General features: G+C 62.4%; 22 protein-coding genes. 9 read left to right on the top strand and 13 right to left on the bottom strand.

Going from position 1 to position 24,834, the window contains the following annotated elements:
- Positions 1-179 precede the first annotated feature (179 nt).
- The 6 genes from PVW51_RS05955 to hpaR form a co-directional block, all read right to left on the bottom strand.
- A complete protein-coding gene (locus tag PVW51_RS05955; RefSeq protein ID WP_274573966.1) occupies positions 180-1,403 on the bottom strand; it encodes a hypothetical protein in 1,224 nt (407 codons plus the stop codon).
- 247 nt (positions 1,404-1,650) lie between these two features.
- Entirely contained in the window at positions 1,651-2,841 is a 1,191-nt protein-coding gene (locus PVW51_RS05950) for a hypothetical protein (RefSeq protein WP_274573965.1), read from the bottom strand.
- A 338-nt stretch (positions 2,842-3,179) separates the two neighbouring features.
- Positions 3,180-4,448, bottom strand: a complete 1,269-nt coding sequence (locus PVW51_RS05945) for a hypothetical protein (protein ID WP_274573964.1) — start codon at positions 4,446-4,448, stop codon at positions 3,180-3,182.
- A 104-nt stretch (positions 4,449-4,552) separates the two neighbouring features.
- Positions 4,553-4,744 (bottom strand): hypothetical protein, encoded by a 192-nt coding sequence (locus tag PVW51_RS05940; protein WP_274573963.1) that lies wholly within the window; start codon positions 4,742-4,744, stop codon positions 4,553-4,555.
- 19 nt (positions 4,745-4,763) lie between these two features.
- Positions 4,764-6,068: a hypothetical protein gene (locus PVW51_RS05935; RefSeq protein ID WP_274573962.1), complete on the bottom strand. Its 1,305-nt coding sequence runs from the start codon at positions 6,066-6,068 to the stop codon at positions 4,764-4,766.
- A gap of 133 nt (positions 6,069-6,201) precedes the next feature.
- Positions 6,202-6,654 (bottom strand): homoprotocatechuate degradation operon regulator HpaR, encoded by a 453-nt coding sequence (gene hpaR, locus PVW51_RS05930; protein ID WP_274573961.1) that lies wholly within the window; start codon positions 6,652-6,654, stop codon positions 6,202-6,204.
- Positions 6,655-6,907: 253 nt separating this feature from the next.
- Between hpaR and PVW51_RS05925 the strand changes: the two genes are divergently transcribed.
- On the top strand, positions 6,908-10,117 hold the full coding sequence (locus PVW51_RS05925; protein WP_274573960.1) for a 2Fe-2S iron-sulfur cluster-binding protein: 3,210 nt from the start codon (positions 6,908-6,910) through the stop codon (positions 10,115-10,117).
- Here the strand turns inward: PVW51_RS05925 and PVW51_RS05920 are convergent, their stop codons facing one another.
- The 5 genes from PVW51_RS05920 to hmgA form a co-directional block, all read right to left on the bottom strand.
- On the bottom strand, positions 10,118-10,300 hold the full coding sequence (locus PVW51_RS05920; protein WP_274573959.1) for a DUF2783 domain-containing protein: 183 nt from the start codon (positions 10,298-10,300) through the stop codon (positions 10,118-10,120).
- Positions 10,300-11,922, bottom strand: coding sequence for an FAD-dependent oxidoreductase (locus PVW51_RS05915; protein WP_274573958.1), 1,623 nt, complete (start codon positions 11,920-11,922; stop codon positions 10,300-10,302). Before PVW51_RS05915 ends, PVW51_RS05920 begins: the two co-directional genes overlap by 1 nt.
- A gap of 24 nt (positions 11,923-11,946) precedes the next feature.
- A complete protein-coding gene (locus PVW51_RS05910; RefSeq protein WP_274573957.1) occupies positions 11,947-12,897 on the bottom strand; it encodes an MBL fold metallo-hydrolase in 951 nt (316 codons plus the stop codon).
- Between the two features lie 67 nt (positions 12,898-12,964).
- Positions 12,965-14,218, bottom strand: coding sequence for a fumarylacetoacetase (gene fahA, locus PVW51_RS05905; RefSeq protein WP_274573956.1), 1,254 nt, complete (start codon positions 14,216-14,218; stop codon positions 12,965-12,967).
- Between the two features lie 58 nt (positions 14,219-14,276).
- The gene (hmgA, locus tag PVW51_RS05900) at positions 14,277-15,638 is read right to left on the bottom strand and encodes a homogentisate 1,2-dioxygenase (protein WP_274573955.1); all 1,362 of its coding nucleotides are present in this window, start codon (positions 15,636-15,638) and stop codon (positions 14,277-14,279) included.
- Positions 15,639-15,711: 73 nt separating this feature from the next.
- On the opposite strand from hmgA, the gene PVW51_RS05895 reads away from it, so the two are divergent.
- Positions 15,712-16,173, top strand: coding sequence for a MarR family winged helix-turn-helix transcriptional regulator (locus tag PVW51_RS05895; protein ID WP_269361439.1), 462 nt, complete (start codon positions 15,712-15,714; stop codon positions 16,171-16,173).
- Between the two features lie 68 nt (positions 16,174-16,241).
- Here the strand turns inward: PVW51_RS05895 and PVW51_RS05890 are convergent, their stop codons facing one another.
- Positions 16,242-17,354, bottom strand: a complete 1,113-nt coding sequence (locus tag PVW51_RS05890) for a Do family serine endopeptidase (protein WP_274573954.1) — start codon at positions 17,352-17,354, stop codon at positions 16,242-16,244.
- Positions 17,355-17,500: 146 nt separating this feature from the next.
- On the opposite strand from PVW51_RS05890, the gene PVW51_RS05885 reads away from it, so the two are divergent.
- From PVW51_RS05885 to PVW51_RS05860, 6 genes are all read left to right on the top strand, one after another.
- A complete protein-coding gene (locus PVW51_RS05885) occupies positions 17,501-18,172 on the top strand; it encodes a winged helix-turn-helix domain-containing protein (RefSeq protein ID WP_269361435.1) in 672 nt (223 codons plus the stop codon).
- A complete protein-coding gene (locus PVW51_RS05880) occupies positions 18,169-19,515 on the top strand; it encodes a sensor histidine kinase (RefSeq protein ID WP_274573953.1) in 1,347 nt (448 codons plus the stop codon). Before PVW51_RS05885 ends, PVW51_RS05880 begins: the two co-directional genes overlap by 4 nt.
- Positions 19,516-19,595: 80 nt before the next feature.
- On the top strand, positions 19,596-21,017 hold the full coding sequence (locus PVW51_RS05875) for a cytochrome ubiquinol oxidase subunit I (protein ID WP_269361431.1): 1,422 nt from the start codon (positions 19,596-19,598) through the stop codon (positions 21,015-21,017).
- Between the two features lies 1 nt (position 21,018).
- On the top strand, positions 21,019-22,026 hold the full coding sequence (cydB, locus tag PVW51_RS05870; protein WP_274573952.1) for a cytochrome d ubiquinol oxidase subunit II: 1,008 nt from the start codon (positions 21,019-21,021) through the stop codon (positions 22,024-22,026).
- Positions 22,026-22,136: a DUF2474 family protein gene (locus PVW51_RS05865; RefSeq protein ID WP_269361429.1), complete on the top strand. Its 111-nt coding sequence runs from the start codon at positions 22,026-22,028 to the stop codon at positions 22,134-22,136. The genes cydB and PVW51_RS05865 overlap by 1 nt, the downstream gene beginning before the upstream one ends.
- A 67-nt stretch (positions 22,137-22,203) precedes the next feature.
- Entirely contained in the window at positions 22,204-23,175 is a 972-nt protein-coding gene (locus tag PVW51_RS05860) for an NADPH:quinone oxidoreductase family protein (RefSeq protein WP_274573951.1), read from the top strand.
- Positions 23,176-23,224: 49 nt separating this feature from the next.
- Here the strand turns inward: PVW51_RS05860 and PVW51_RS05855 are convergent, their stop codons facing one another.
- The gene (locus PVW51_RS05855; RefSeq protein WP_274573950.1) at positions 23,225-24,205 is read right to left on the bottom strand and encodes a DMT family transporter; all 981 of its coding nucleotides are present in this window, start codon (positions 24,203-24,205) and stop codon (positions 23,225-23,227) included.
- 102 nt (positions 24,206-24,307) lie between these two features.
- On the opposite strand from PVW51_RS05855, the gene PVW51_RS05850 reads away from it, so the two are divergent.
- The gene (locus PVW51_RS05850; RefSeq protein ID WP_269361424.1) at positions 24,308-24,823 is read left to right on the top strand and encodes a CoxG family protein; all 516 of its coding nucleotides are present in this window, start codon (positions 24,308-24,310) and stop codon (positions 24,821-24,823) included.
- Positions 24,824-24,834 lie beyond the last annotated feature (11 nt).

Below are 24,834 nucleotides of genomic sequence, written 5' to 3'. Positions count from 1 at the left end.
GCTCTCGGGACATCGGCGATACGGGGTGTATCAGGTTAAAGGCGGGACGCTGTAAAACGTCATGCGAAAAACCTGCATCACGTAACGCTGCCTGAAATCAGAGATTTCAACGTGTTACGTGATGCCTGATGCTTCAGGTATTTCGCCAGACCCTATAAGGGGCTGGCTGGCTTTGTTGTTCAGCGGGTTTCTGACAGCAGCGTCTTGATCTCGGCCAGTTCCGCCCGCAGGGCGTCGACCTCGGCCAGTTTGGCCTGCTGCGCGCTGATCACGTCTTCCTGATCAAGCGTATAGAGCGTCAGCTCCTCGACCTTTTTCAGCAGGGCCATCTGCATTTCGCTCATGTCGACGCCATTGGCCTTGATCTGCGCCTCAGAGGGGACTTCGGGCAGGTGGCTGTTGGTGTCGATGAAGGCCCTGACCTCGGCCAGCGGGCGCAGCACGTAATCATCAGCGAACACGTAGTCGGGCACGTTGACCTGGGTATTGTTGATCACCAGACGCCCCGTGATGTTCACCTCGTCCGGCAGACCGTTGCGACCGATGCGGATCAGGTTGTTGTTGGCGGTATTGTCGATCTTGACCGGCGTATTGCCACCCACAAGACCGATATTCAGACGCCCCGAAGATTGCTGATTGCGGAATTCCCAGGTCGTGCTGACGGTGCCGCTCTGCTTGAGTTCGAGGGTCGCATCGGCGGTAGCTGCCTCAACCAAAAGCGCCGCCTTTGTGGTACTTGTCCGGCGAATATGAAGGCCGGCCTGCGGGTTGTCCGTACCCATGCCGATATCGCCCGCGCCCTCTTTGATGTAGATTGAGTCTTCGGGCGAATTGGGCCTGATCCTGAATGGCAGCTTGCTGGCGTTGGTCACGTCCCGGATAAAGAAGTTGGTCTCGTTGCCCGCAAGGTCCCAGGTCTGCGCCGTAAAACCGGAGCTGCCGTCCTGCTCCAGCCGCAGGGCTGGCGTATTGCCGTCCACGGCATGCAGTTCGACCGCAGGGTTGGTGGTGCCGAGGCCAACATCGCCATCGGCATCAATATACATCGCATTTGAAATTGCGCCCGCTTCGATGTTGAAAACACGCCTGCCACTCGTTGCGTCGTCGATGCCAAAGTAGTTTGCACCGCCATTGCCGGTATCGTTTATGACAATGCGCCAGTCGTTGCCGGGAAAGGAAGCCGAGGCGCTGGTGTCGTCAAAATGAACACGCAGGTTGTTTTCCTTGAGCCGCACCGTGTCGAAACCGAAGTTTTCACCGTTTACACAATCAAAGCCGACACAGAGGCTGCCCTGTATAATGACGTCTGTTGCAAAAACCTGCTGCGCGCTTGCGGCACCTGTCAGGGTCATCAAAGCGCCGGCGGCGACAATGGTGCTGGTGCGGTTAAAGGTGTTTTTCATTTTTCTCTCCTGGCGCTGGGAAGCGCAATTATAGCACAGTTTGCTGTCGCTCTTTGAAGTTTTTGATATTTCAGAGTTAACATAACGGGGTTGGGCGTGACAGAGAACACAGTTTTGCCCAATTCGTCCCGCGTCGCAGGAATTATCACCTTGTGCTGGGTTTTGGCCACAGTTGGGTGGCCAGGCGCCCGGCTTCGGCAGGGCGCGTGGTTGTTATTTGCCGGGCAGCTGCGCCCAACCCCCGATTTCACCGGGCTTCGACAAGGGTCTCAACCATTGCGCGCAGTTGTGCGATTTCCTCTTGCTGGGCCGACAATTGCTTGTCCTGCGAGATGCTGTGCAGGGTCAGTTCCTCGATCTTTTCGAGCTGGGCTAATTGCATCCGCGTCATGTCCAGCCCGGTTGCCGCGACATCGGCGGCGGAAGGAACACCGGGCAGATGCCCGTTTTCGGCAATGAACTGATCGACTTCGGCCAGGGTCTTCAGCTTGTAACCGGGTTCGAACACATAGTCCGGGACATTCATTTCGGTGTTGTTCACCACCAGCTTGCCGGTGACGATAACTTCATCCGGTCTGCCGTTGCGGCCCAGCCGCAGCAGGTTGTTATTGGCGGCATTGTCGATCTTGAAAGGGGTGTTGCCCCCGGCGATCCCGACATTCAGGCGGCCCGAATCCTGCTGGTTGCGGAATTCCCATGTGGTGGGGGTCACGCCATTCTGGCGCAGGCGGAAGGCGGAATCCGAGCCGCTGCCCGCCGCGTCAAACAGCGCGAAGGCATCGGTATTGTCAGCCGTTGTGCGGATGTGCAGCAATTCCTCCGGGGCATTGGTGCCCAGACCGATGAAACCGTTGCTCTCGATGCTGAAGCTGTCGCTGGGCGCGCCCGGTTCGATCCTGTAGGGGGTCGTGCTGTTGGAAATATCGGTCACGTAAAAGGCGTTGTGGTTGGCGTTGATGTCCCAGACCTGCACGGGCGCGCTGCCGCCGCGCTGGTCCATGCGCAGGGTCACGGTATTGGCGTCCACCATATGCAGTTCACGCAGCGGCATGGAGGTCTTCAGGCCGATGCGCCCGGTGGGGGCCATGAACAATGCGTTCTCCGGTGCGCCTGCGGACAGACGAAAGATCTGCGGCCCGCGCGTCGCATCCTGGATGGCAAAGTATTCGTCCGATCCGCTGGCGCTGTCGTTGATCATGATGCGCCAGTCGTTGTCCGGGCTGCTGGAGGAGGACACATCGTCGAAGTGGATGCGGATCGTGTTGTCCTTGACCCGGAAATCGTCAATCCCTGCAATATCCTGATCTGCGCAGTTGAAGCCGACGCAGAGAAAGCTGCGGATGGTCGGATTGTCCTCGCTGAGGACTTCAGCCTGGGCAAGGGCGGGCAGGGTAGCCGCCGCAATCGCGGTGGCGCGCAGGTATTTGGTGAAGGGCATTGTTGGTCCTCTTTACTGGTTACTGGCCTGTGGGGTGAAGTGGTGAACAAGGGGTGCCAATGCCTCTGTCCGGTGGTTCTGTTCAGCCACCTTGTCGTTGACCGGCAGCGCAGTTTCCGAAGCAGCCGACCCCGCAGCAAATAATGTGCAGGCTGCAATAGCGCAGCGGGCGAGGGTGCTTGGGCTGTTCATCTGTTTGCGCCACCTTTGGTCGTGATCCAGTGGCTACATTAACCAACGGTTTGGCCTAAAATGGGCGAGGGAAAGGCATATGGGCGGCAAATCCGTTCAGAATTTGCCGCCCATATGGCGTAAAATGGTGTGGTGGCTGATTGTCGTCAGTCCTGGATTGCCGTGACCAACCGGCGCAATTCCGCGATTTCTTGTGCCTGCGCTGCGCGGGCATCTTCCAGCGCCAGGGTATAAAGCGTCAGCTCCTCGACCTTTTTCAGCAGGGTCATCTGCATCTCGGTCATATCGACCCCGGTCGCAGCAATATCCGCGGCCGAGGGCACATCGGGCAGGTGACTGTTGGCCTCGATGAAGGACCGGACATCGGCCAAGGGGCGCAGGGCATAGCTGTCATCGAAAACGTAGTCGGGCACGTTCAACTCGGTGTTGTTGACCAGAAGCTTGCCGGTGACGACCACTTCGTCCGGTTTGCCGTTGCGGCCCAGCTTCAGCAGGTTGTTGGCCGCTGCATTGTCGATCTTCAGCGGTGTATTGCCGCCCGCGATGCCGACGTTCAGGCGACCGGAATCCTGCTGGTTGCGGAACTCCCATGTGGTGGGGATGACACCGTTCTGGCGCAGGCGGAAGGCCGCGTCGGAGCCGCTGCCATTCGCATCGAACAGCGCGAAGGCGTCCGTGTTGGCCGCGTCGGAGCGGATGTGCAACAGTTCTTCGGGTGCCGCCGTCCCGACGCCGACAAAGCTGTCGTCGCTCAGAACGAGGGCGCTGTCCCTGGCCCCGGCGCGCACCACGAATGGCACCCGGTTGCCGGTAACGTTTTTCACGAACCAGTTCAGGCTGTTGGATTGCATTTCCCAGTTGTAGGGGCTGGCGCCGCCGTTCTGCATCCGCAGGCTGACGGGGGTGCCAGAGCTTACGATATGCAGATCGCCCTGCGGCAGGCTTGTCCCCAGGCCGATATCGCCGTCGTCTGCGATCCAGAAGCTGTTTTCCGGGGCACCACCGATAATTGTAAAGGGGATCACCGGTATTTCCTCACCGGGTGTATCGCCTTCATCCTGAATGGAAAACCGGTCCAGCCCGCCGACCGTGTTATCATTGATCTGAATCCGCCAGTCACGCTTGGGGATGCTACTCGTTGTCGTACTGTCCTCAAAAACGAGGCTTGGATCGCTCCAGCGTAGTTTCAGCGGTGGCTGGCCCGGGGCGCCTACAGTGGAGTCGTCACAGGCATTCCCGATACACATGCGCCCGTCAAAGAGTGAGAGTGACGCGCTGAAATCGTTTGTACCAAATCCGTTTTGGTCGATCTCTCCGCTGATGATCAGATCGTCCCCGGTCAGGTCTTGGGCCAGCACTGGCATCGCGGCAAGAGCAAGGGCAAACCCGGAAGCAAACAGACGTGAATGGATCATTGAAATTGTTCCTTTTGTTCAGCCGTCGAAACGGCGCTTTAAAGTTGTGAATATGCAGGTAACGCTAAGCGCCTGGTGCTGACCCGTCCATGAAAAGAAATTGGTCAGCGGGTGGCGCGCATATCCTCGATCAGTTCTTCCAGTCGTTCTATCCTCGCGCCCTGTGCCGTGTTGGTCTTGTGCTGCTCGATACTGTGCAGGGTAAGCTCTTCGATCTTTTCCAGGTCCACCATCTGCATCTGTGCCAGATCAAGTCCCTGTGTCGTGACATCACGGGCAGCGCAGACGCAGGCCATTCTCGGTTCCCCGCTGCGGCTACTCTGCGACAAGCGCCTCCAGCGCGGCTTCGAGCCGGGTGATCCGTTCTTCCTGCTCCAACGTGTAAAGCGTCAGTTCCTCGATCTTTTTCAGGTGGACCAGCTGCATTTCGGCCATGTCCAGACCGCTCGCCCTGATCTGTGCTTCGGAAGGCACCTCGGGCAGATGGCTGTTGGCGTCAATGAATGCCTGAACATCAGACAGCGGGCGCAGGGCGTAATCTTCGGCAAAGACGTAATCCGGCACGTTCATCTGGGTGTTGTTCACCACCAGCTTTCCGGTCACCACCACCTCGTCCGGGCGGCCGTTGCGGCCCAGTTTCAGCAGGTTGTTGTTGGCGGTATTGTCAATCTTGAGCGGCGTGTTGCCTCCCGCGACCCCGACATTCAGGCGGCCTGAATCCTGCTGGTTGCGGAATTCCCAGGTCGTGGGCGTGACGCCGTTCTGGCGCAGAAGGAACGCCGCGTCGGAGCCTGTGCCATTGGCATCGAACAAGGCGAAGGCGTCGCTGCCGGTCGCGTCGGAACGAATGTGCAGCAGCTGTTCGGGGGAATTGGTGCCGAAGCCGACAAAGGCTGTGGCGCCATCGACGAACATTGCATTGTCGTTCACATCGCTGCCGATCTGGAAATCCTTGTCGAAATTGCCCGCGTTCACCCGGACCCCGCTGTTGAGGATCTGCAGCGCACCAAAGGCGCTGTCATTGGCCACTTCGAACGGGATCGCGCCGGTCGAAATCCGGGTAAACAGGCCATCTGCATCCACTCCCACCTGAAAAGAACGCACACCCGCATTCGTGGGTGCAAGCAGCACGTCGGCTGTGTCCGCGCTGGAAATGTGCAGATCAGCTTGCGGAATGGCCGTGCCCAGGCCCACCTGGCCGCTGCTGGCCACCACCAGCGCATTCTCCGGCGCAGCGCCCAGAACCGAAAAGGGAATGGTGCCGTTGGTGACATCCTCGATAGCGAACCGTTCTATTCCGCCGGACGAAACTGCCAGCACATCATTGATCAGCAGTTTCCAGTCCCGGTCCGGGAATGTTGCCGATGACGTATCGTCAAAAATTATGCTGTTGGATGTATCGGCAACCATTACGGCGACATCTGACGCAAAAGTTACATCCAAGGTGCAGCCGTTGCCGATGCACACATCCCCGTCCAGAACGGAGTTGTCGGTGACAAACAGGTCTGCCTCTCCCAAATCATTGTCGGATATACTTACACCGTTGAGGAAATTGTCCTGGGCGCTGACAGCCATTGGAAAAAGAAAAACGGTCGTGGCGATGAATTTGATCGAACGCATGATGTTCCTTTCGCACGGCGGGGGAAAGGCCGGGCAGAATGATCCAGTGGAATGAATTAGAAGGAAATTACCCCGAAATATTGGGCGAGGGTAAGGAACCAGACATTCGACTGTCAAGAAATTTGGCGTTCTTCTATTTGAACGTGTGTAACGCGCCCAGCAGATCCAGCAGCTTTTCGTAATTGTTTTCGCCAAGGGTTGCACGAATACGCTGGGCGATGCGCAGGGCCTCGTCAAGATTGTCGTCGATCACCTGTTGGCCGGTGGGGGTGATCGCCAGCATCTGGCGGCGGCGGTCACCATGGTCGCGGGTGCGGGTGACATAGCCGCGGTCCGACAGGCTGCGCACGATGCGGGTGAGGCTGGGCAGCAGCAGGCTGGCGCGGTCCGCCACTTCGGTCGCGTCGAGCGTGCCGCCTTCGGACAGGACACGCAGCACCCGCCATTGCTGTTCGGTGATCCCCGTCTCGCTCAGCATCTCGCGGATCGGGGCCATCACCGTTTCCCGCGCGCGGATCAGCGCGATCGGCAGGGACCGGTCGGTGGCGGGCAGGGTCTCTGAACTGGCGTCTTTGGGCTTGGTCACACGGGAACCTGCTGGCTGGGATGGGTTCATCTGGTATTTTACGGGTGGCAGTGCAAGGCTATATTACTTTCCATGCTAACTAAATGGGGTGTGTTGCATCCAACTGGGTCACGGCCCCACAGGGCCGCTGGCTGTGGCCTGTTTCGGGGCGGCCGGGGTGGTCGGAATTGCCTGCGCGTGATCGGTTGACAAGGCCTGTGCGGCAGGTGACCGTCGCGACCTCGGCATTTGGCTGTTGCAAAGGGACCGCGCGATGACATTCCGCCTGTTTTCGGACAAGAACCGTCCGGTCCACATGGGGCCATACCCCACCGAGCTGCTGGCGCGGGCCGGGCAAATGCCGGAGCTGTCAACGGTGCCGCAGATGGCGCAGCTCAGCTTTGAACGGTCTGACGACCCGCTGTCGATCCTCAATGCGATGCGCGAGCATCAGGCGATGCTGGACGCGATCCGCGACGGGCTGATCAATCGGGGCATATCCGAGGTGCCGGAGGACTTGCGGGAGCGTGCAAATCATTTGAAAGCCTTTGGATATTTCTCTGACGCGGCGGTGGTCGGCGTTTGCAAGCTGCCTGCGGAAGCGGTGCTGGAAACCCCCTTTCGCAACCCCGACATCGACCGGCTGGCGCAAGACCTGCGCACCCGCCAGACCAAAACACTGGCCTCGGGCATCGACATGATCATGGCCGACCTCAAGGAATCGATGGAGGCGCCGCCGGGCACGATTGACGGCCACACCCATGCGCTGGTCTTCCTTTACGAGAACCCGCGTGACGTTGAGGCGGGCGAAGCCGGGACCACCTGGATCAGGGAGGCGCAGGCGCATCGGGCAGGGTTGCTTGCGGCGGAAACCGCCGTGGTGCTGGCCAATTACCTGAGGGTGCTGGGCTTTGACGCGCGGGGGCACACGGTCTCGACCTCGGATGTTGATCTTGGCCGGCTGGCGGTTGCCGCAGGGCTGGCGACGGTGGAGGACGGCGCGCTGCACCACCCCTATATCGGCGGGCGTTTCGGTCTGGCGGCGGTGACGACCAGCTTTGCCATGGCCCCGGACCGGCCACTGGCACCGATGTCGGCGCAGCCTGCCTCGGCTTTTGGCGTGCGGTGGAAACTGGGGACGGGTTTTCGCAAGAATGCGATGAACGCGGTGCCCTATGCCAAACGCCGGTTCGTGGATGGCGCGCATCCTTTCGAGCGTCTGAAACGGGTGGCGGACCCCACCACCTATATCGACGAGGCGCGGGTGGCGCGGGTGCCCAAGCGGACCGACATGTTCGCCCGCGCGCAGTTCGGCGACATGGGCAAGGCGCTGCAGGAGGGGGCAAAGGGCGGATACTATGTGCGCAAGGCTGCACCCTCGACCGCGCAACGGCGGGCACTGGGGGCTTTCGTGTTGTTGCAGGATGGTGCCCCGGCGGATCGGAAGGTCACGCTGGACCCGGCGGAAGCCGCCGATCTGGTCAAGGCGACCTGCTATTACCTTGGCGCGGATGCGGTCGGCATTTCGCGCTGCCCGGACTGGGCGTGGTATTCGCATGACGCCACCGGCGCGCCCATCGACCCGCCGCATGATCAGGCGGTGTCGCTGATCATCGACCAGGGCTACGAGACGATGGAGGGCGCCTCGGGCGACGACTGGATCAGCGTTGCGCAGTCGATGCGCGCCTATTTGCGGTTCTCGTTGATTGGCGGCGTGGTGGCGAAACAGATCCGCAACCTCGGCTACAGCGCCAAGGCGCATACGGTGATGGATGGCGAGGTGCTGCAGCCGCCGCTCTTGCTGTTGAGCGGGCTGGGAGAGGTCAGCCGCATCGGCGAGGTGATCCTGAACCCCTATCTGGGCCCGCGCCTGAAATCCGGGGCGATCACCACCGATCTGCCGATGGCGCATGACAGGCCCATCGACTTTGGCCTGCAGAAATTCTGCGAGTCCTGCAACAAATGCGCGCGGGAATGTCCTTCGGGCGCGATCACCGCCGGGCCGAAGCTGATGTTCAACGGCTATGAGATATGGAAATCCGACAGCCAGAAATGCGCCACCTATCGGATCACCACACCCGGCGGCGCGATGTGCGGGCGCTGCATGAAGACCTGCCCCTGGAACCTGGAAGGCATCTTCAAGGAAGCCCCGTTCCGCTGGGCCGCGATGAACATTCCCGCAGCGGCCCCGGCGCTGGCGCGGCTGGATGATGTGGTGGGCAATGGCGGGCTGAACCCGGTCAAGAAATGGTGGTGGGATCTGGAAATCGCGGAAGACGGCGGCTACCGCCCCACGGACAAGCCGGTGAACGAACGGTCCCTGCAACGGGATCTGGACCTGAAGTATGAGGACCAGACTCTGGCGGTCTATCCCGCGCCACTGGCCCCGCATCCATATCCGTACCCTGACCCGATGGACCGGGAGGCGGGGATCGAGGCTTACCGCGCGATGATCACGGCCGAAGAATATCAGCGGCGTCTGGCGGCGGGCGATGAGAGCATGGTGCACCGCACCACCGATGCCGCCGACAGCCCGGTGATCCATGTAGAGATCACCAAGGCGGAGAAGATGGCGGCAGGGATCACCAAATATGAGTTTCAGCCTGTGGGCGGGGGTGATCTGCCGCCCTGGCAGGCGGGGGCGCATCTGGATATCGTGGTGGCACCGGAATTCCTGCGCCAGTATTCCATGTCGGGTGATCCGGGCGACTGCAGCACCTATCAGATCGGCGTGCTGATGGAGGATGCCGGGCGCGGCGGATCGAAACTGCTGCACCGGATATTCAGCGAGGGGCGCAAGGTCTTCATCTCGAACCCGATCAACCATTTCCCGCTGGATGCGGAGGCACCGTTCTCGCTGCTGATGGGCGGCGGGATCGGGGTGACACCGATGATCGCCATGGCCCATGAGCTGCACCGCGCGGGGCGCGATTTTGCCCTGCATTATTCCGGGCGGTCACGCGGCAGCATGGGGTATCTGACGGACCTCGCGGCGGTGCCCTGGGCCGACAGGGTGCATCTGCACATCACCGATGAGGATACACGCGCCGATCTGGGCACCGTGATGGGCGGCCTGCCTTCGGGCGCGCATGTCTATACCTGCGGGGCGGATCGCTACATGTCGGCGGTCATGGCGGCGGCAGAGGCGGCGGGCGTGCCGGAGGAGGCGCGGCATCTGGAGTATTTCTCGGTCCCCGAAGTGCCGGAATATGTGAACCACGAATTCACCCTGCGGCTGGCGCGCTCGGGGCGCGACCTCGCCGTGCCTGCCGGCAAGAGCGCGACGGACGTGCTGGCGGAAAATGGCATCCATGTGGACGTGAAATGCTCCGACGGCATCTGCGGCGTGTGCAAATGCGGCCTGGTCTCGGGCGCGGTCCAGCACCGCGATTTCGTGCTGTCCAGGGCGCAGCGGCAGGATGCAATCATCCTGTGCCAGAGCCGGGCGGCAGAGGCCGGTGGCGTGGTCGAAGTGGACCTGTGATTATTTCGCCGCCGCCAGCGCCGCGCGGATCACCTCGCGGTCGCCGATGTGATTGCACAGCACCAGGATCAGCCGCGCGTTGAGCGCATCGGACTGCTCCTTGCTCAGGCCTTCATGGGTGCGCAGCAGCTCATCGTAAAATCCGTCCTGGTCGGGAATGTTCGGGGTCAGTGTCACAGACATCAGCTGTCCTTTCCGAGGGCGCGGCCAATGGCGCTGGCGATGGCATCCGCGTCGAAACCGGGCCAGCGGGCCACGACATGCTGATCGGGACGGATGAGATAAACGGCCTGTTTCGCGTCACCAAGGTAGCGGCGGGTCAGCGCGTCGGAGGGGTTGGCGATTTCCAGCACAGCCGCGTCAATGCCCTGCGCGCTCACTGCCTCTGCAGCGCAGCCCAGGGCAAGGATGGTGAAGGTGCCGCCGAGGTTGTCCAGCAGGAAGCCGTCTTCGACCGGCGCATCGACGCAGGCCGCGCCGGGGCGGGTGACCGCAGGGCCATTCAACGCATCGGGGCCGAAATGCGGAAATCCGTCATAGGTGCATGGCACCGACAGGCGTCCCGAATTCACCAAGGGCCGGGCAAAGGTATGCCGCTCTGCCAGGGTCAGCACCGCGTCACGGAAGAGCCGGCTGGTCTGGGTCTTGGGCGTCAGAAAGTCGGTGGCACGGGTCGAATTCAGGATGTTCTCATCGGCGCCGAATTCACGTTCGGTGGCGTAGCTGTCGAGCAGGCTGTCATCGGCCAGCCCTTTCAGCACAAGATCAAGTTTCCAGCCCAGGTTGTCCGCATCCTGCACACCGGAATTGGCCCCGCGCGCACCGAAGGGCGAGACCTGGTGCGCGCTGTCGCCTGCAAAGATCACGTTGCCATGCCGGAAAGACTTCATGCGACGGCATTGGAATGTGTAGATCGACGTCCATGCCAGCTCGTATTCCGGCACGGTGCCGGTCTGGCTGGACAGCATGGCATCAACGCGGGCGCGGATGCGCTCCGGGTCCAGTTCCGCCTTGCGGTCGATGTCCCAGCCAAGCTGAAAGTCGATGCGCCAGATGTCGTCGGGCTGCTTGTGCAGCAGGGCGGACTGGCCGGCACCCTCGAAGGGCGGATCGAACCAGAACCAGCGTTCGGTGGGGAAGTCGGCCTTCATGTGCACATCGGCGATCAGGAAGTTGTCCTCGAACACCCGGCCATCGAAGGTCAGCCCCATCATCTCGCGCAGGGGAGAACGCGCGCCGTCGCAGGCAATCAGGTAGTCGGCCTCGATCCGGTAGGGGCCATCGGGGGTGTCGACCTCCAGCGTGGTAAACCCGTCCTGCGGCGTGATCGCGGTGACCTGGTTTGCGCCCCGTATCTCGATCGGCGCGCCATTGGTCCGGGCTTTTTCGATGGCTTCCACAAGGTCGCGTTCGAAATAGGGCTGCTGCAGATTGATGAAGGCGGGGTAGCGGTGGCCGTCTTCGGGAAGAAGGTTGAATTCGTAAACCTCACGGTCCGCGTGAAACACCCGGCCCACGTTCCAGACCACGCCCTTGTCCACCATCGGCTGCGCCGCGCCAAGACGATGCGCGATGTCCAGCGTGCGCTTGGCAAAGCAGATCGCCTTGGACCCAAGGCCAGCGCCCTCGTGGTCGTCCAACACCAGTACCGGGGTGCCCTTGAGCCCGAGATCAAGCGCCAGGGTGAGGCCGATGGGACCGCCCCCGACGATGACCACCGGGTGCCGCACCGGGGCCTGCGATTGCGCGGGGACCTGGTGGTAGGGGTAGAGCTTGAAAGCAGTCTGGTATCTTACGGCAACCATATCGATCCTCCCTGGGCTGCAGGATCACGCCTGCAGCGCGTTCCACATTTCGATGTCCCGTTCGGCGGTCCAGATGCGGGGCGTGTCGATGCCGCGCGCTTCGTCATAGGCGCGGGCCACGTTGAAGGGCAGGCAATGTTCGTAGATCGCATAATCCGAGAACTTGGGGTCGCAGGCTTCGCGCACCGCGTCCCATGCTTCCTTGAGGCTGCCGCCGCGGGCCGCGACACGGGCGGCGGGGGCATAGGTGGAATTCACGAAGTCGCGGGTGCTGGCAATGGCACCCTTGACCGCATCCTTGCCCATCAGCGCGCCGCCGCGACCCGGTGCGATGGCATCCACGTCATAGGCCAGGATATTGTCCAGCGTGCCGCCCCAGTCGTTGAAATGCCCGTCACCGCAATAGCAGGCGGAGTGGTCCTCGACGATGTCACCGGTGAACATCACGTTCTCGTCCGGGACGTGGATGACGGCGTCGCCTGCGGTATGGGCGCGGCCGATCTGCCTGATGTCCACCCGGCGGTTGCCGAGATAGACGGTCATGCTGTCGGAGAATGTGGTGGTGGGCCAGGTCAGGCCGGGAATGCTCTCATGCCCTTCAAACAGGCGCGGGAAGCGCTGGAATTCACTGTCCCAGTCCTCTTGCCCGCGTTCGACCACCATGGCGCGGGCCACGTCGGACATGATGACCTGATCGGCACCATAGGCGGAGGCCCCCAGCACGCGGACCGCGTGGTAGTGGGTCATCACCACATGGCTGATCGGCTTGTCGGTGACTTCGCGGACTTTCTCGATGACCTTGCCCGCCAGGCGCGGGGTCGCCTGCGCCTCGACGATCATGACGCTGTCATCACCGATGATGACGCCGGAGTTGGGGTCCCCTTCGGCGGTAAAGGCCCAGAGGCCGCGGCCGACCTCGTCGAAGGTGATTTTCTTTTCGGTCAGGTCGCCCTGGGAGGCAAAAGCTTTGGCCATGGTATGTCCTTTCTGGCGTGGCGCATGTGGTGGCGTCACATCTGTGTATTTCTTGGAACAATGAAGCTCAGGGGAACTTGATTGCCGGTTTGATCGTGCCCACGCAGTCGCCGAAGCCGATGCGGAATCCGTCGCCTTTGGCGGCGCCTTTGAGCGTCATTGTATCGCCGTCCTCGATGAAGGTGCGGGTGTCGCCGCTGTCCAGCGTGATGGTTTCCTTGCCGCCCCAGCTGAGTTCGATCAGCGAGCCGCGCTCGTGCTTTTCGGGGCCGGAGATCGTGCCCGAACCCAGCAGGTCGCCCGCGTTCATCGCGCAGCCGGAAGAGGCGTGATGGGTCAACTGCTGTGCGGCGGAATAGTACATCTGGTTGTAGTTGGTGCGCGCGATGGTGGTCGGCGCCTTGCCTTCGGGGGCCATCGTCACCTCCAGCTCGATGTCATAGAGCATCGGGCCGGGTTCACGCAGGTAGGGCAGCAGGTCCTTTTCGCGTTCGGGCGTGGAGGTGCGGAACGGCTCCAGCGCCGCTTTCGTCACGATCCAGGGGGAGATCGAAGTGGCAAATGCCTTGGCCTGGAACGGGCCCAGTGGCTGGTATTCCCAGGGCTGGATGTCGCGCGCCGACCAGTCGTTCAGCAGGACATAGCCAAAGATCATGTCATCGGCCTGCGCCACGCTGATCGGGTGGCCCATCTCGGAGGAGGTGCCGACGATGGCGCCCATCTCCAGCTCGATGTCCAGCCGCTTGCTGGGGCCGAAGGAGGGCATATCGGCGTCCGGCGCCTTGGTCTGGCCATTGGGGCGCACGATGGGCGTGCCGGAGACAACCACGGTGGAGGCGCGCCCGTTGTAGCCGATGGGGATGTGCAGCCAGTTCGGCGGCAGCGCGTTTTCAGCGCTGCGGAACATGGTGCCGATGTTGGTGGCGTGGTGCTTGCCCGCGTAGAAATCGGTGAATTCGGTGACCACCAGCGGCATGTGCATCCGCGCCTCTGCCATCGGCACCAGGTGGGGCGCGACCTGCGCCTGGTCCGGGGCATCGGCCGCCAGCAGGTCGGTCAGCCGGTTGCGCAGGGCGGCCCAGCCTTCGGGCCCCAGTTCCATCACGTCATTCCAGTAGGGCACGTCGAACACGGGCTCTTCGGCCAGGTCGATCAGCCCGTTCTCTTCCATTGCGGCCATGTCGAGGATCATGTCGCCGATGGCCACGCCGCAGCGCGGTTCAAGCGTGTTTGTCTCGAACACGCCGTAGGGCAGGTTGTTGAGCGGGAAGTCGGTGTTGGCGCTGTTGGCGCTTTCCACCCAGGATTGGAGGAGGGTCATGGGTATTCCTTGTGCTGATAGCTGCCGGTTTCACCTAGGGCGAAACCGGCAGGCGGCATCATTTCTTGCCGGGGGTGCCGTCGAATTTCTTTTCGAGGTCGGTCCAGCAGTCGATGTAATCGTCCTGCAGTGGCGCCTCCTTGGCGGCGAAGGTGGTCAGGTGCTGCGGGAAGCGGGTTTCGAACATGAAGGACATGGTGTTCTCCAGTTTCTCGGCCTCAAGCTTGGCGTTCGACGCGCCTTCAAAGGCGTTCTTGTCCGGGCCGTGGGGCAGCATCATGTTGTGCAGCGACATGCCGCCGGGGACGAAGCCTTTGGGCTTGGCGTCATAGATGCCAAAGATATTGCCCATCAGTTCGGACATGACGTTCTTGTGATACCACGGCGGGCGGAAGGTATCCTCGGCCACCATCCAGCGGTCGCGGAACAGGACGAAGTCGATGTTCGCGGTGCCTTCGACACCCGAGGGCGCGGTGAGCACGGTAAAGATTGACGGGTCCGGATGATCGAACAGGATCGCGCCGACCGGGCAATAGGTGCGCAAATCATATTTGCAGGGGGCATAGTTGCCATGCCAGGCAACGACGTCGAGCGGGGAATGGCCGATTTTCGTCTCGTGGAACTGGCCCGCCCATTTCACCGTGACGGTGGAGGGCGCGTCGCGGTCCTCGAAGGCGGCGATGGGCGTCTTGAAATCGCGGCGGTTGGCCATGCAGTTGGCCCCGATCGGTCCGCGACCGGGCAGGTCGAACTTCTGTCCGTAGTTCTCGCAGACAAAGCCGCGGCAGGGCCCTTCGAGCACTTCGACCCGGTAGACCAGGCCACGCGGGATGATCGCGATTTCCTGTGGTTCAATGTCGATCACGCCCAGTTCGGTGGCAAAGCGCAGACGGCCCTCCTGCGGGACCACCAGCAGTTCGCTGTCGGCGGAGTAGAAATAGGCGTCCACCATGCTGTCGGTGACAAGGTAGATGTGGCTGGCCATGCCGACCTGCGTATTGACGTCACCGGCCGTGGTCATGGTGCGCATGCCGGTGAGCCAGGTCAGTTTCCCTTCGGAATGCGGGACCGGATCCCAGCGGTACTGGCCCAGGCTGACCACGTCCGGGTCCACATGTGGCGCGGATTTCCAATAGGGCAGGTCGATCTTTTCAAAGCGGTGTGTGTGCTTGACCGATGGCCGGATGCGGTAGCACCAGGTGCGTTCGTTCTGGTGGCTGGGCGCGGTGAAGGCGGTGCCGGAAAGCTGTTCGCCGTAGAGGCCGTAGTTCACCTTCTGGGGCGAGTTCATGCCCTGGGGCAGGGCACCGGGCAGGGCTTCCGTCTCGAAGTCGTTGCCGAAGCCGGGCATGTATCCCTCATGGGTGCCGACAGGCGTTGCGGCGCTTTTCAGCGCGTGGGGGGCGACGTCCTTATTCATGGCAGGTCCTTTCGCAAAACGTGAAGATCACATATTAGTTGGTTTTGTAACTAACAACGGGATAAATTGCAAAATGCCGAAAAAAGACGGGGCACCGCCGGGGGAGACGGTGGATGATTTCGACCTGCGGGGGTTTCTGCCCTATCTGCTGAACATGGCGGCGGAGGAATCCAGCGCGAGTTTTCAGCGATATTACAAGGGTAAATACGGGATGTTGCGCACCGAATGGCGGGTGCTGTTCCATCTGGGGCGCTACGGGGCAATGACGGCCAAGGAGATCTGCGACCGGGCGCGGATGCACAAGACCAAGGTCAGCCGCGCGGTGGCCGCCCTGCAGGCCAAACGATTCCTGACGCGCAGCCCCTGGGAGGACGACAGGCGCCATGAAACCCTGGCGCTGACATCGCAGGGCAGGCAGGCCTATGCCGATCTGGCCGCGCAGGGGAAACAGTTCGACCGGGCTTTGATGGCGGATTTTTCGCAGGAAGAGGCCCGGCTGTTGCGGCAGGCGCTGGTGCGCATCGCCAAGTTGTAGGGGCAGCCGGGCCGGAGTTGAAAAGCCCCGGCGGCAACGGGGGATGCGCCGCCGGGGTCACGCATGGGTCAGGCCGGCTTGGGATCCAGCTTGCCCACGGTTACGTCGAGGGTCAGCTCCTCGCCCTTGCGCAGCACTTTCATCTGTGTGCTTTGTTCAGGCTCGGTGGTGGCCACCGCACGGGTCAGGTCGCGCAGGTCGGTCACCTCTGTCTTGCCAAAGGACATGATTATGTCGCCCCGCTCCAGACCGGCCTTGGCGGCAGGGCTGTCCTCGCTCACCGCTTCGATCACGGCGCCCTTGGGCGAATCGTAGCCCAGGACATTGGCGACCTCTTCGGTCATCGGGCGGATGTTCACACCCAGCCAGCCACGCGAGACGCTGCCATCGTCGGACAGATCGGCCACAACCGTCTGCACCAGGTCGGCAGGCACGGCAAAGCCGATGCCGACGGAGCCGCCATCGGGCGACAGGATGGCGGTGTTGACGCCGATCACGTCACCGGCGTTGTTGAACAGCGGTCCGCCGGAGTTGCCCTTGTTGATCGAGGCATCGGTCTGGATGAAGTCATCAAAGGGGCCCGAGCGGATGTCACGCGACAGGGCAGAGATGATGCCGGAGGTCACGGTGCCGCCAAGGCCGAAGGGGTTGCCGACGGCGACAACTTCGTCGCCCACCCGCAGGCCATCTGTGGCGCCGAATTTGACAAAGGGCAGGTCAACATCCGCTTCGATCTTGAGCAGGGCGATGTCCGTCATCGGGTCGCTGCCGACCACCTTGGCCTCGAAACTGCGGTCATCGGCCAGTTTGACGGTCACGGTGTCGGCTCCTGCCACCACATGGTGGTTTGTCACGATCTGGCCGTCGGAAGAGATGATGAAGCCCGAGCCCACGCCCTGAAGCGGCCCTTGGTGGCCGGGCATTCCGGGCATGCCGTCCTCGAAGAAGCGGCGCAGTTGCGGGGGAATGTTGCGCGGCATCGGGGCGGGAGTGTCCTGTGCCTTGGTGGTGACTTCGATAAAGACCACGGCAGGGGAGACTTGTTCCACCAGATCGGCATAGCCGCCGGCGGGCACCGCATAGGCCGCAGCAGGTGCGACGGTCAGCGCGGAAGTGGCCAGCAGGGCCGCGGTCAATGCCGCGGCGGCGCTTTGTCTTGGTGATTTCAGTATGGAGTGCATCGGGGTTACCTCGAATTTTCTTGTGCCCACCCCATATGACGGTCTGTCCTTACAGCATCGTGGGCGGCCCTATACAAATTTGTAACGCGGCCTGCGGCCCCATATTGTCTATGCAGGAGACCTGCAGATCAGGAACAGAGGTCACGATGAAACTGCTCGTCATAGAAGACGACGCCACAACCGGGCGCTACATCGCCAAGGGATTGCGCGAGGAAGGTCATGTTGTCGATCTGGTCGCGGACGGGCGCGAAGGGCTGATTGCGGCGACGGCGGGGGGGCATGATGTGCTGATTCTTGACCGGATGCTGCCGCAGGTCGACGGGCTGACCCTGCTCAAGACGCTGCGCGGCGCCGGATCGAAGGTGCCGGTCTTGCTGCTGACGGCGATGGGCGATGTCGACGACCGGATCGAGGGGCTGCGCGCCGGGGCGGATGATTACCTTGCGAAACCCTTTGTCTTTGGCGAACTGTCGGCGCGGGTCGCGGCGCTGTCGCGCAGGCCCCAGGCGATGGAGACGGAGACGGTGCTGCGCGCGGGCGATCTGGAAATGAACCTGATCACCCGGACGGTGACGCGGGCGGGGCAGGTGCTGGACCTGTTGCCGCGCGAATTTGCCCTGCTGGAACATCTGTTGCGGCGCAAGGGGCGGGTTCAGACCAGAACCATGTTGCTGGAAGCGGTCTGGGACATCGGCTTTGACCCCGGCACCAATGTGGTGGAAACCCACATCAGCCGGTTGCGCGCCAAGGTGGACCGGCCCTTTGACAAGGAAATCATCCAGACGGTGCGCGGGGCGGGATACCGGATTGCCGCATGACGGCACGGCTTGCGGAACTCTGGCGGTCGATGCCGCTGCGGCTGGCGCTGCTGCTGGTGGCGCTGTTCACCGCAGTCAGCTTGCTTAGCCTCGCGGCCAGCTACGGGTTTACCCAACGCTCGTTCGAACAGGCCATGCGTGCCGATCTGCGCCAGGACCTAGCGGGCTTTCGCGCCGCCCCCAATGCCCGCGCCGTGGCGGCACTGGTAGAGGCCGAAAGCCGCGAGGCTGACCCCAACCGCATGGTGCTGAGCTATATCGCGCCCTCGGGCCGGATCTTTGGCAACGGGGCGATCGCGCGGGACGAGGCGGGTTTTCACATCATCTCGCTGGACCGGGACCGCGCGCAATATGATGGCGCCTATCTGTCGCTGACCGACCGGTTGCATGGCGGCATCATCACCATCGCCCGCAGCCGGGCAGAGATCGAGGCGCTGGGCGGGGTCTTCCTCAACATCCTGCTGATCAGCCTGCTGCCAACGGCGCTGATCGCGCTTTCGGGCGGGCTTGTGCTGGCACGCCGCTCCAAGCGGCATGTGGAGGTGGTGGGCCGCGCGCTGGACCGGATGACCGGCGGGGATCTGGGCGCGCGCGTGGTGGTCGGGCCGCGCTGGTCAGACGACCTTGCGCAGATCGGCGGCAAGCTCAATCAGATGGCCACCGCGCAGGAGGCGTCTGTCACCGCGCTGAAACAGGTGTCATCGGACATCGCCCATGACCTCAAGACGCCGTTGCAACGGGTTGCCCTGCAACTGGAGGATCTGGAGGGCAAGGTGCCCCCGGACAGCGAAGAGGCCGAACTGGTTGCCCGCACCCGTGCCGAAGTCGCGGATATGGGGCATGTGTTCCAGGCGCTGCTGCAATTGGCGCAGGTCGAGGCCGGATCGGCCCGGTCGCGCTTCGCACCCGTTGATCTGGCGCAGGTCTGCCAGACCCTGGTCGAGGTTTATGACCCCAGTGCCGGCGACAGCGGCCATCGCCTGACCCTGGAGATTGCCGCTGATGTGCCGAAGGTGCGGGGGGACAGGGCTTTGCTGGGGCAGATGGTCTCGAACCTGATCGAAAACGCACTGCGCCATACGCCTGCAGGCAGCCAAATCACGATTCGCCTGTCGCAGCACGCGGCGGGCCGGGTCTGGCTGCAGGTGGCCGATACCGGACCGGGCATTCCGGTCAAGGAACGTGACAAGGTGCTGGACCGGCTTTATCGTCTGGATCGCAGCCGCAACACGCCCGGAAACGGATTGGGTCTGAGCCTGGTGGCAGCCGTGGCGGCGCTGCATGGTGCGGAACTCGTGTTGGGTGACAATGAACCGGGTCTGAAAGTGGACCTGCGCTTCTGACACCCGCTGCGGCGAAATGTGTCGCTGTACAGGCTGCGAAAACAGCCTATGTCCGGGACAGAAGCAATGGAGGCCAGACCATGTTCGACGGATATTCCGCAGAGATCCTCGCGCGGGTGCAGTTTGCCTTCACGATCTCGTTTCACATCATCTTTCCGGCCTTCTCCATCGGGCTGGCCAGCTTCCTGGCGGTGCTGAACGCGCGCTGGCTCTGGACGCGGGACCGCACCTTCCTGATTCTGTTCAATTACTGGGTCAAGATTTTCGCCATTGCCTTTGGCATGGGGGTCGTGTCGGGCATCGTCATGTCCTATCAGTTCGGCACCAACTGGTCGGTGTTTTCGGACAAGGCCGGCCCGGTGATCGGCCCGTTGATGGCCTATGAGGTGCTGACCGCCTTTTTCCTTGAGGCGGGGTTCCTGGGGATCATGCTTTTTGGCCGCGAACGGGTGGGTGATGCGCTGCATATGATGGCAACGGGCATGGTGGCATTCGGCACGCTGATTTCGGCCACCTGGATCCTGTCGGTCAATTCCTGGATGCAGACGCCTGCGGGCTTCAGCATGAACGAGCTGGGGCAGTTCATTCCCGAGGATTGGTGGCAGATCGTATTCAATCCCTCGTTCCCTTATCGCCTGACGCACATGGTGCTGGCCGCCTTCCTGACAACCGCGCTGGTGGTGGGGGCGGTGGGGGCCCTGCACCTGCTGCGCGACCGCAGCGATGCGCCTGCCCGGCGGATGTTCTCCATGGCGATGTGGATGCTGGCGCTGGTGACCCCCCTGCAGATCCTGGCGGGCGATTCCCACGGGCTCAACACGCTGGAACACCAGCCGGTCAAGGTGATGGCGATGGAGGGGCATTTCGAAAGCCATCCCCACGGAGCGCCGCTGATCCTGTTCGGCATCCCCAATCAGGCGGAAAAGCGTGTCGACTACGCGGTGGAGATCCCCAAGCTCAGCTCTCTGATCCTCAAGCACGACCTGAACGCGCCGCTGGCCGGTCTTGATACCGTTCCGGACGAGGATGAACCGCCAGTGGCCATCGTCTTTTTCTCCTTCCGGGTGATGGTGGGCCTTGGCTTTGCCATGCTGGGTCTGGGATTGTGGGGGCTGATCGCGCGGGCGCGCGGGCGGCTTTTCGATGCGCCCTGGCTTTACCGCGCGTCGATGGCGATGGGGCCGATGGGGTTCGTCGCGGTGCTGGCGGGCTGGATCACGACCGAAGTGGGACGCCAGCCCTTTACCGTCTACGGGCTGCTGCGGACCTCCGACAGCCTCTCGCCCGTCGCGGCACCCGCGGTCGCGGCCTCGCTGATTGCCTTTATCATCGTCTATTTCTTCGTTTTCGGCGCGGGCACCTATTATATCCTGCGCCTGATGGGCAAGCCGATCAAACCCGTGAGCGATGCGCCGATCACGGACGAAGGCCCGACCCGCACCGCCGGGACGACCCCGTCGGTGCAGATGCAGGGCAATCACGACGACAAGGCGAGGACCTGAGATGCTGGGTTTTGAACTGTCATTCATCTGGGCGGGGATCATCGCCTTTGCGGTGCTGGTCTATGTCATCCTCGATGGTTTCGACCTGGGGGTGGGCCTGCTGTTTCCCCTGACCAAGGACGAGAAAGAGCGCAACGTGATGATGAATTCCGTCGCGCCGATCTGGGACGGCAATGAAACCTGGCTGGTGCTGGGCGGCGGCGGGCTGTTCGCGGTGTTCCCGCTGGCCTATGCCGTGGTGATGCCCGCGCTTTACATGCCGATCATCCTGATGCTGCTGGGGCTGGTGTTTCGCGGCGTGGCCTTTGAGTACCGCTGGCGCACAAAGCGCTGGAAGGGGACCTGGGACATCGCGTTTTTCGGCGGATCGCTGACGGCGGCGCTGTGCCAGGGCATCGCGCTGGGCGCGCTGGTACAGGGGATCGAGGTCGAGAACCGCGCCTATGCGGGCGGCTGGTGGGACTGGCTGACGCCCTTCACCTTCCTGACCGGTGTCGCGGTGACGGTGGGCTACGCGATGCTGGGAGCCACATGGCTGAACCTCAAGTTGGAGGGGCGCATCCAGACCCATATGCGCAGGCTGGCCCGGCCGTTTGCCATTGCAACGGTGATTTTCATGGCGGCTGTCAGCCTCTGGACACCCTTCCTGCGCTACGTCTATTTCGAACGCTGGTTCACCTGGCCGTCGATGGGTTTCAGCTTTGTCGTGCCGGTGCTGGTGGGGCTTTGCATTCTGGGCCTGTTCCGGGGGTTGCAACAGCAGCGTGACCTGCAGCCGTTCCTCTGCGCACTCAGCCTTTTTGTTCTGGGGTTCATCGGCATCGGGATCAGTTTCTATCCCTATATGGTGCCCGGTGCCCTGACCATCGTGGACGCCGCGGCCCCCGACAGTTCGCTGTGGTTCACGCTGGTCGGGACATTGGTGCTGGTGCCCATGATCCTTGCCTATACCGCCTATGCCTATTGGGTGTTCCGGGGCAAGATCGACCCGGAAGACGGATATCATTGATGCCGCTCTGGCTGCGTCGGCTGGGATGGTTCGTGCTGCTCTGGGTGCTGAGCATTTCGGCCCTGGGTCTTGTGGCCTATGGCATCCGCGCCGTGATTTTCGCAGGATAGCGTGATGCCCCTTGCCAAGGGCTGCGGGGACAGGCGACAAAGCGGGCCAATCGAAAAGGACCCCATGATGCGCGCGATGCAAGTGACCGCCTATGACGAACCCCTGAGCCTGCGGGAACTGGAGCTGCCCGTGCCCGGACCGGGCGAGGTGCTGGTCAGGATTGACACCTGCGGGTTGAATTTCGGCGACACGCTGATGATCAAGGGGACCTACCAGGAAAAGCCGCCGCTGCCATTTACCATCGGGATGGAACTGGCGGGCCGTGTCGTGGGGTTGGGTGACGGGGTGAACACGCTGGCAAAGGATCAGCGCATTGCGGCCTATGCCGGCTTTGGCGGCCTGTCGGAATATGCGGTCCTGCCTGCGGAGGTCTGCGTCCCGATTCCTGATGAGATGGACGCGGTGGATGCGGCGGCCTTCCTGATCGCCTATGGCACCAGCCATGTCGCGCTGGACTACAAGGCAGGTTTGAAACCGGGGGAACGGCTGCTGGTGCTGGGGGCTTCGGGCGGGGTCGGCCTGACCGCGGTGGAACTGGGCAAGCTGATGGGCGCAGAGGTGATCGCCTGTGCGCGGGGCAAGGAGAAGCTTGAGATCTGCCGCAAGCTGGGTGCCGATCACCTGATCGATTCCGATACCGATGACATCCGCGCGGTGGTCAAGTCGCTGGGCGGGGCGGATGTGGTTTATGACCCGATCGGCGGCGATCAGTTCAAGGCGGCAATGCGCGCCTGCAACCCCGAGGCGCGGCTGCTGCCGCTGGGGTTCGCCAGTGGCGAGGTGCCGCAGATCCCGGCCAACATCCTGCTGGTCAAGAACCTGACGGTTCTGGGTTTTTACTGGGGCGGTTACGCGCGGATCAAACCCGGCGTGCTGACCGACAGTTTCCGCACCCTGATCGACTGGTATGTGGCAGGCAGGATCAAGCCGCATGTCAGCAACGTGCTGCCGCTGGAACAGGCGAACGAGGCACTGGACCTGCTGCGGACCCGCAAGGCCACGGGCAAGGTGGTGGTGCAGGTGTCTCGGCCGGAGTAGTCGTTTTCTTTGAAGAAAACGGTCCGGAATTTTTGAAAATTCCGAACCCTCAGTACCGCCGGGTGGTCGGTCGGCTGACCCGCACACGGGTCTTTTGCCGCTCGCGCAAGAAGACGAACAATCCCGAACCGAGGATCAATGCGATGCCGATCCAGACTTCCCAGGCGGGCAGATCCCCAAAAATCATGAAGCCCCAGAACACCGCCAGCGGCAGGCCCATGTATTCAAAGGGCGCGACCGTGGCGGCATCGGCCATCCGGTAGGCGGCGCTCAGGCAATAGCCGATTACCGCCGCGTTCAACCCCATGCCAACAAAGATCCAGCCGTCCCCGGGCGCGGGCCAGACCCAGGCGCGCAGCAGGAACTGCATCGAGGCCGAGCTGCCCTCGCTCACAAAGCGTCCGTCGCCGGCCACCAGGAAGAACCCCAGCGAAACGACGATGAAAACCGACTGGATGTAGACCGAGAGCGCCGAGGCCTTGCTGCTTACCCCCAGCTTGCGGGTCATCAGCTGGTTCAGCGCATAGGTCAGCGCTGCGAGTACCGGCAAAAGCAGCACCAGCCGGGAGGCACCCAGCGTTTCACTGCCCGCCCAGGGCCGTTGCATGATGACAACCCCGACAAATCCAACCATCACGGCACCGAGCCGCAGGAGCCCCACCTTTTCCCCCAGGATCGGGATCGACAGCAGCGTGATGAACAGGGGTGCCGCAAAGAACAATGCGGTGGCATCGGCCAGGGGGATCGCCCCAAGGGCGACAAAGAATGTCATGTTGGCAATCACCACCAGCGCCCCGCGCAGCAGGTGCAGACCCGGCCGGTCGGTCTTGAGGATATGCCAGCCGCCCTCGATCTGGACCAGCACCAGGCTGAATACGATCCCGATGGCTGAGCGCACGAACACCAGTTCATGCAGCGGATAGCCCCCGGAAAGCCGCTTGATCAGCATGTCGTTCACGGAAATCGCCAGGATCCCGGCCAGTACAAAGGCAATCGCCGGCCCGGCGCGATTTTGGGGAAGCACAGTCATGCAATTGACCTATCAGCCCTGCCGCGTCTGTCCAGTGCGTTTGGCGTTGGACAGTCCTGCCAACTTGGCTATCCTGCGCGCAAATAACCCGGAGGTTCCCCCATGCAGATGTCAGATACCCGTCAGATTGCGGCGCCCCCGTCAGAGGTTTACGCAGCCCTGCTGGATCCCCAGGTGCTCAAGGCCTGCGTACCGGGCGCCACCGAGGTCACCGGCTCGGTCGAGGAGGGATACGAGGCGACCGTCGTGCAGAAGGTCGGGCCGGTAAAGGCCACCTTCAAGGGAGAGGTGACAATCACCGATCTGGTTGCGGACCAATCCATGAAGATCGATGGCGCGGGCAAGGGCGGTGCTGCGGGTTTTGCCAAGGGCGGTGCCGACGTGCGGCTGGCGGCAAAGGATGGCGGCACCGAGCTGAGCTATGACGTGGAGGCCAAGGTGGGCGGCAAGCTCGCGCAGCTGGGCAGCCGGATCATCGACGGGTTTGCCAAGAAGATGGCGGATCAGTTCTTCGACAACCTTCAGGCGGCCCTGGAGGGACCGGCGGAAGATGCAGGCGGGGACGACGCCGAAGAGGCCCCCAGGAAAAAAGGCTGGTTCGGTCGGTCAAAAGACTGAACTGAACTGTT

Source organism: Sulfitobacter sp. PR48 (assembly GCF_028807335.1).
GTDB lineage: Bacteria > Pseudomonadota > Alphaproteobacteria > Rhodobacterales > Rhodobacteraceae > Sulfitobacter.
Note: the sequence above shows the minus strand (reverse complement) of the source record. Positions and strands in the feature narration are given on the sequence as shown.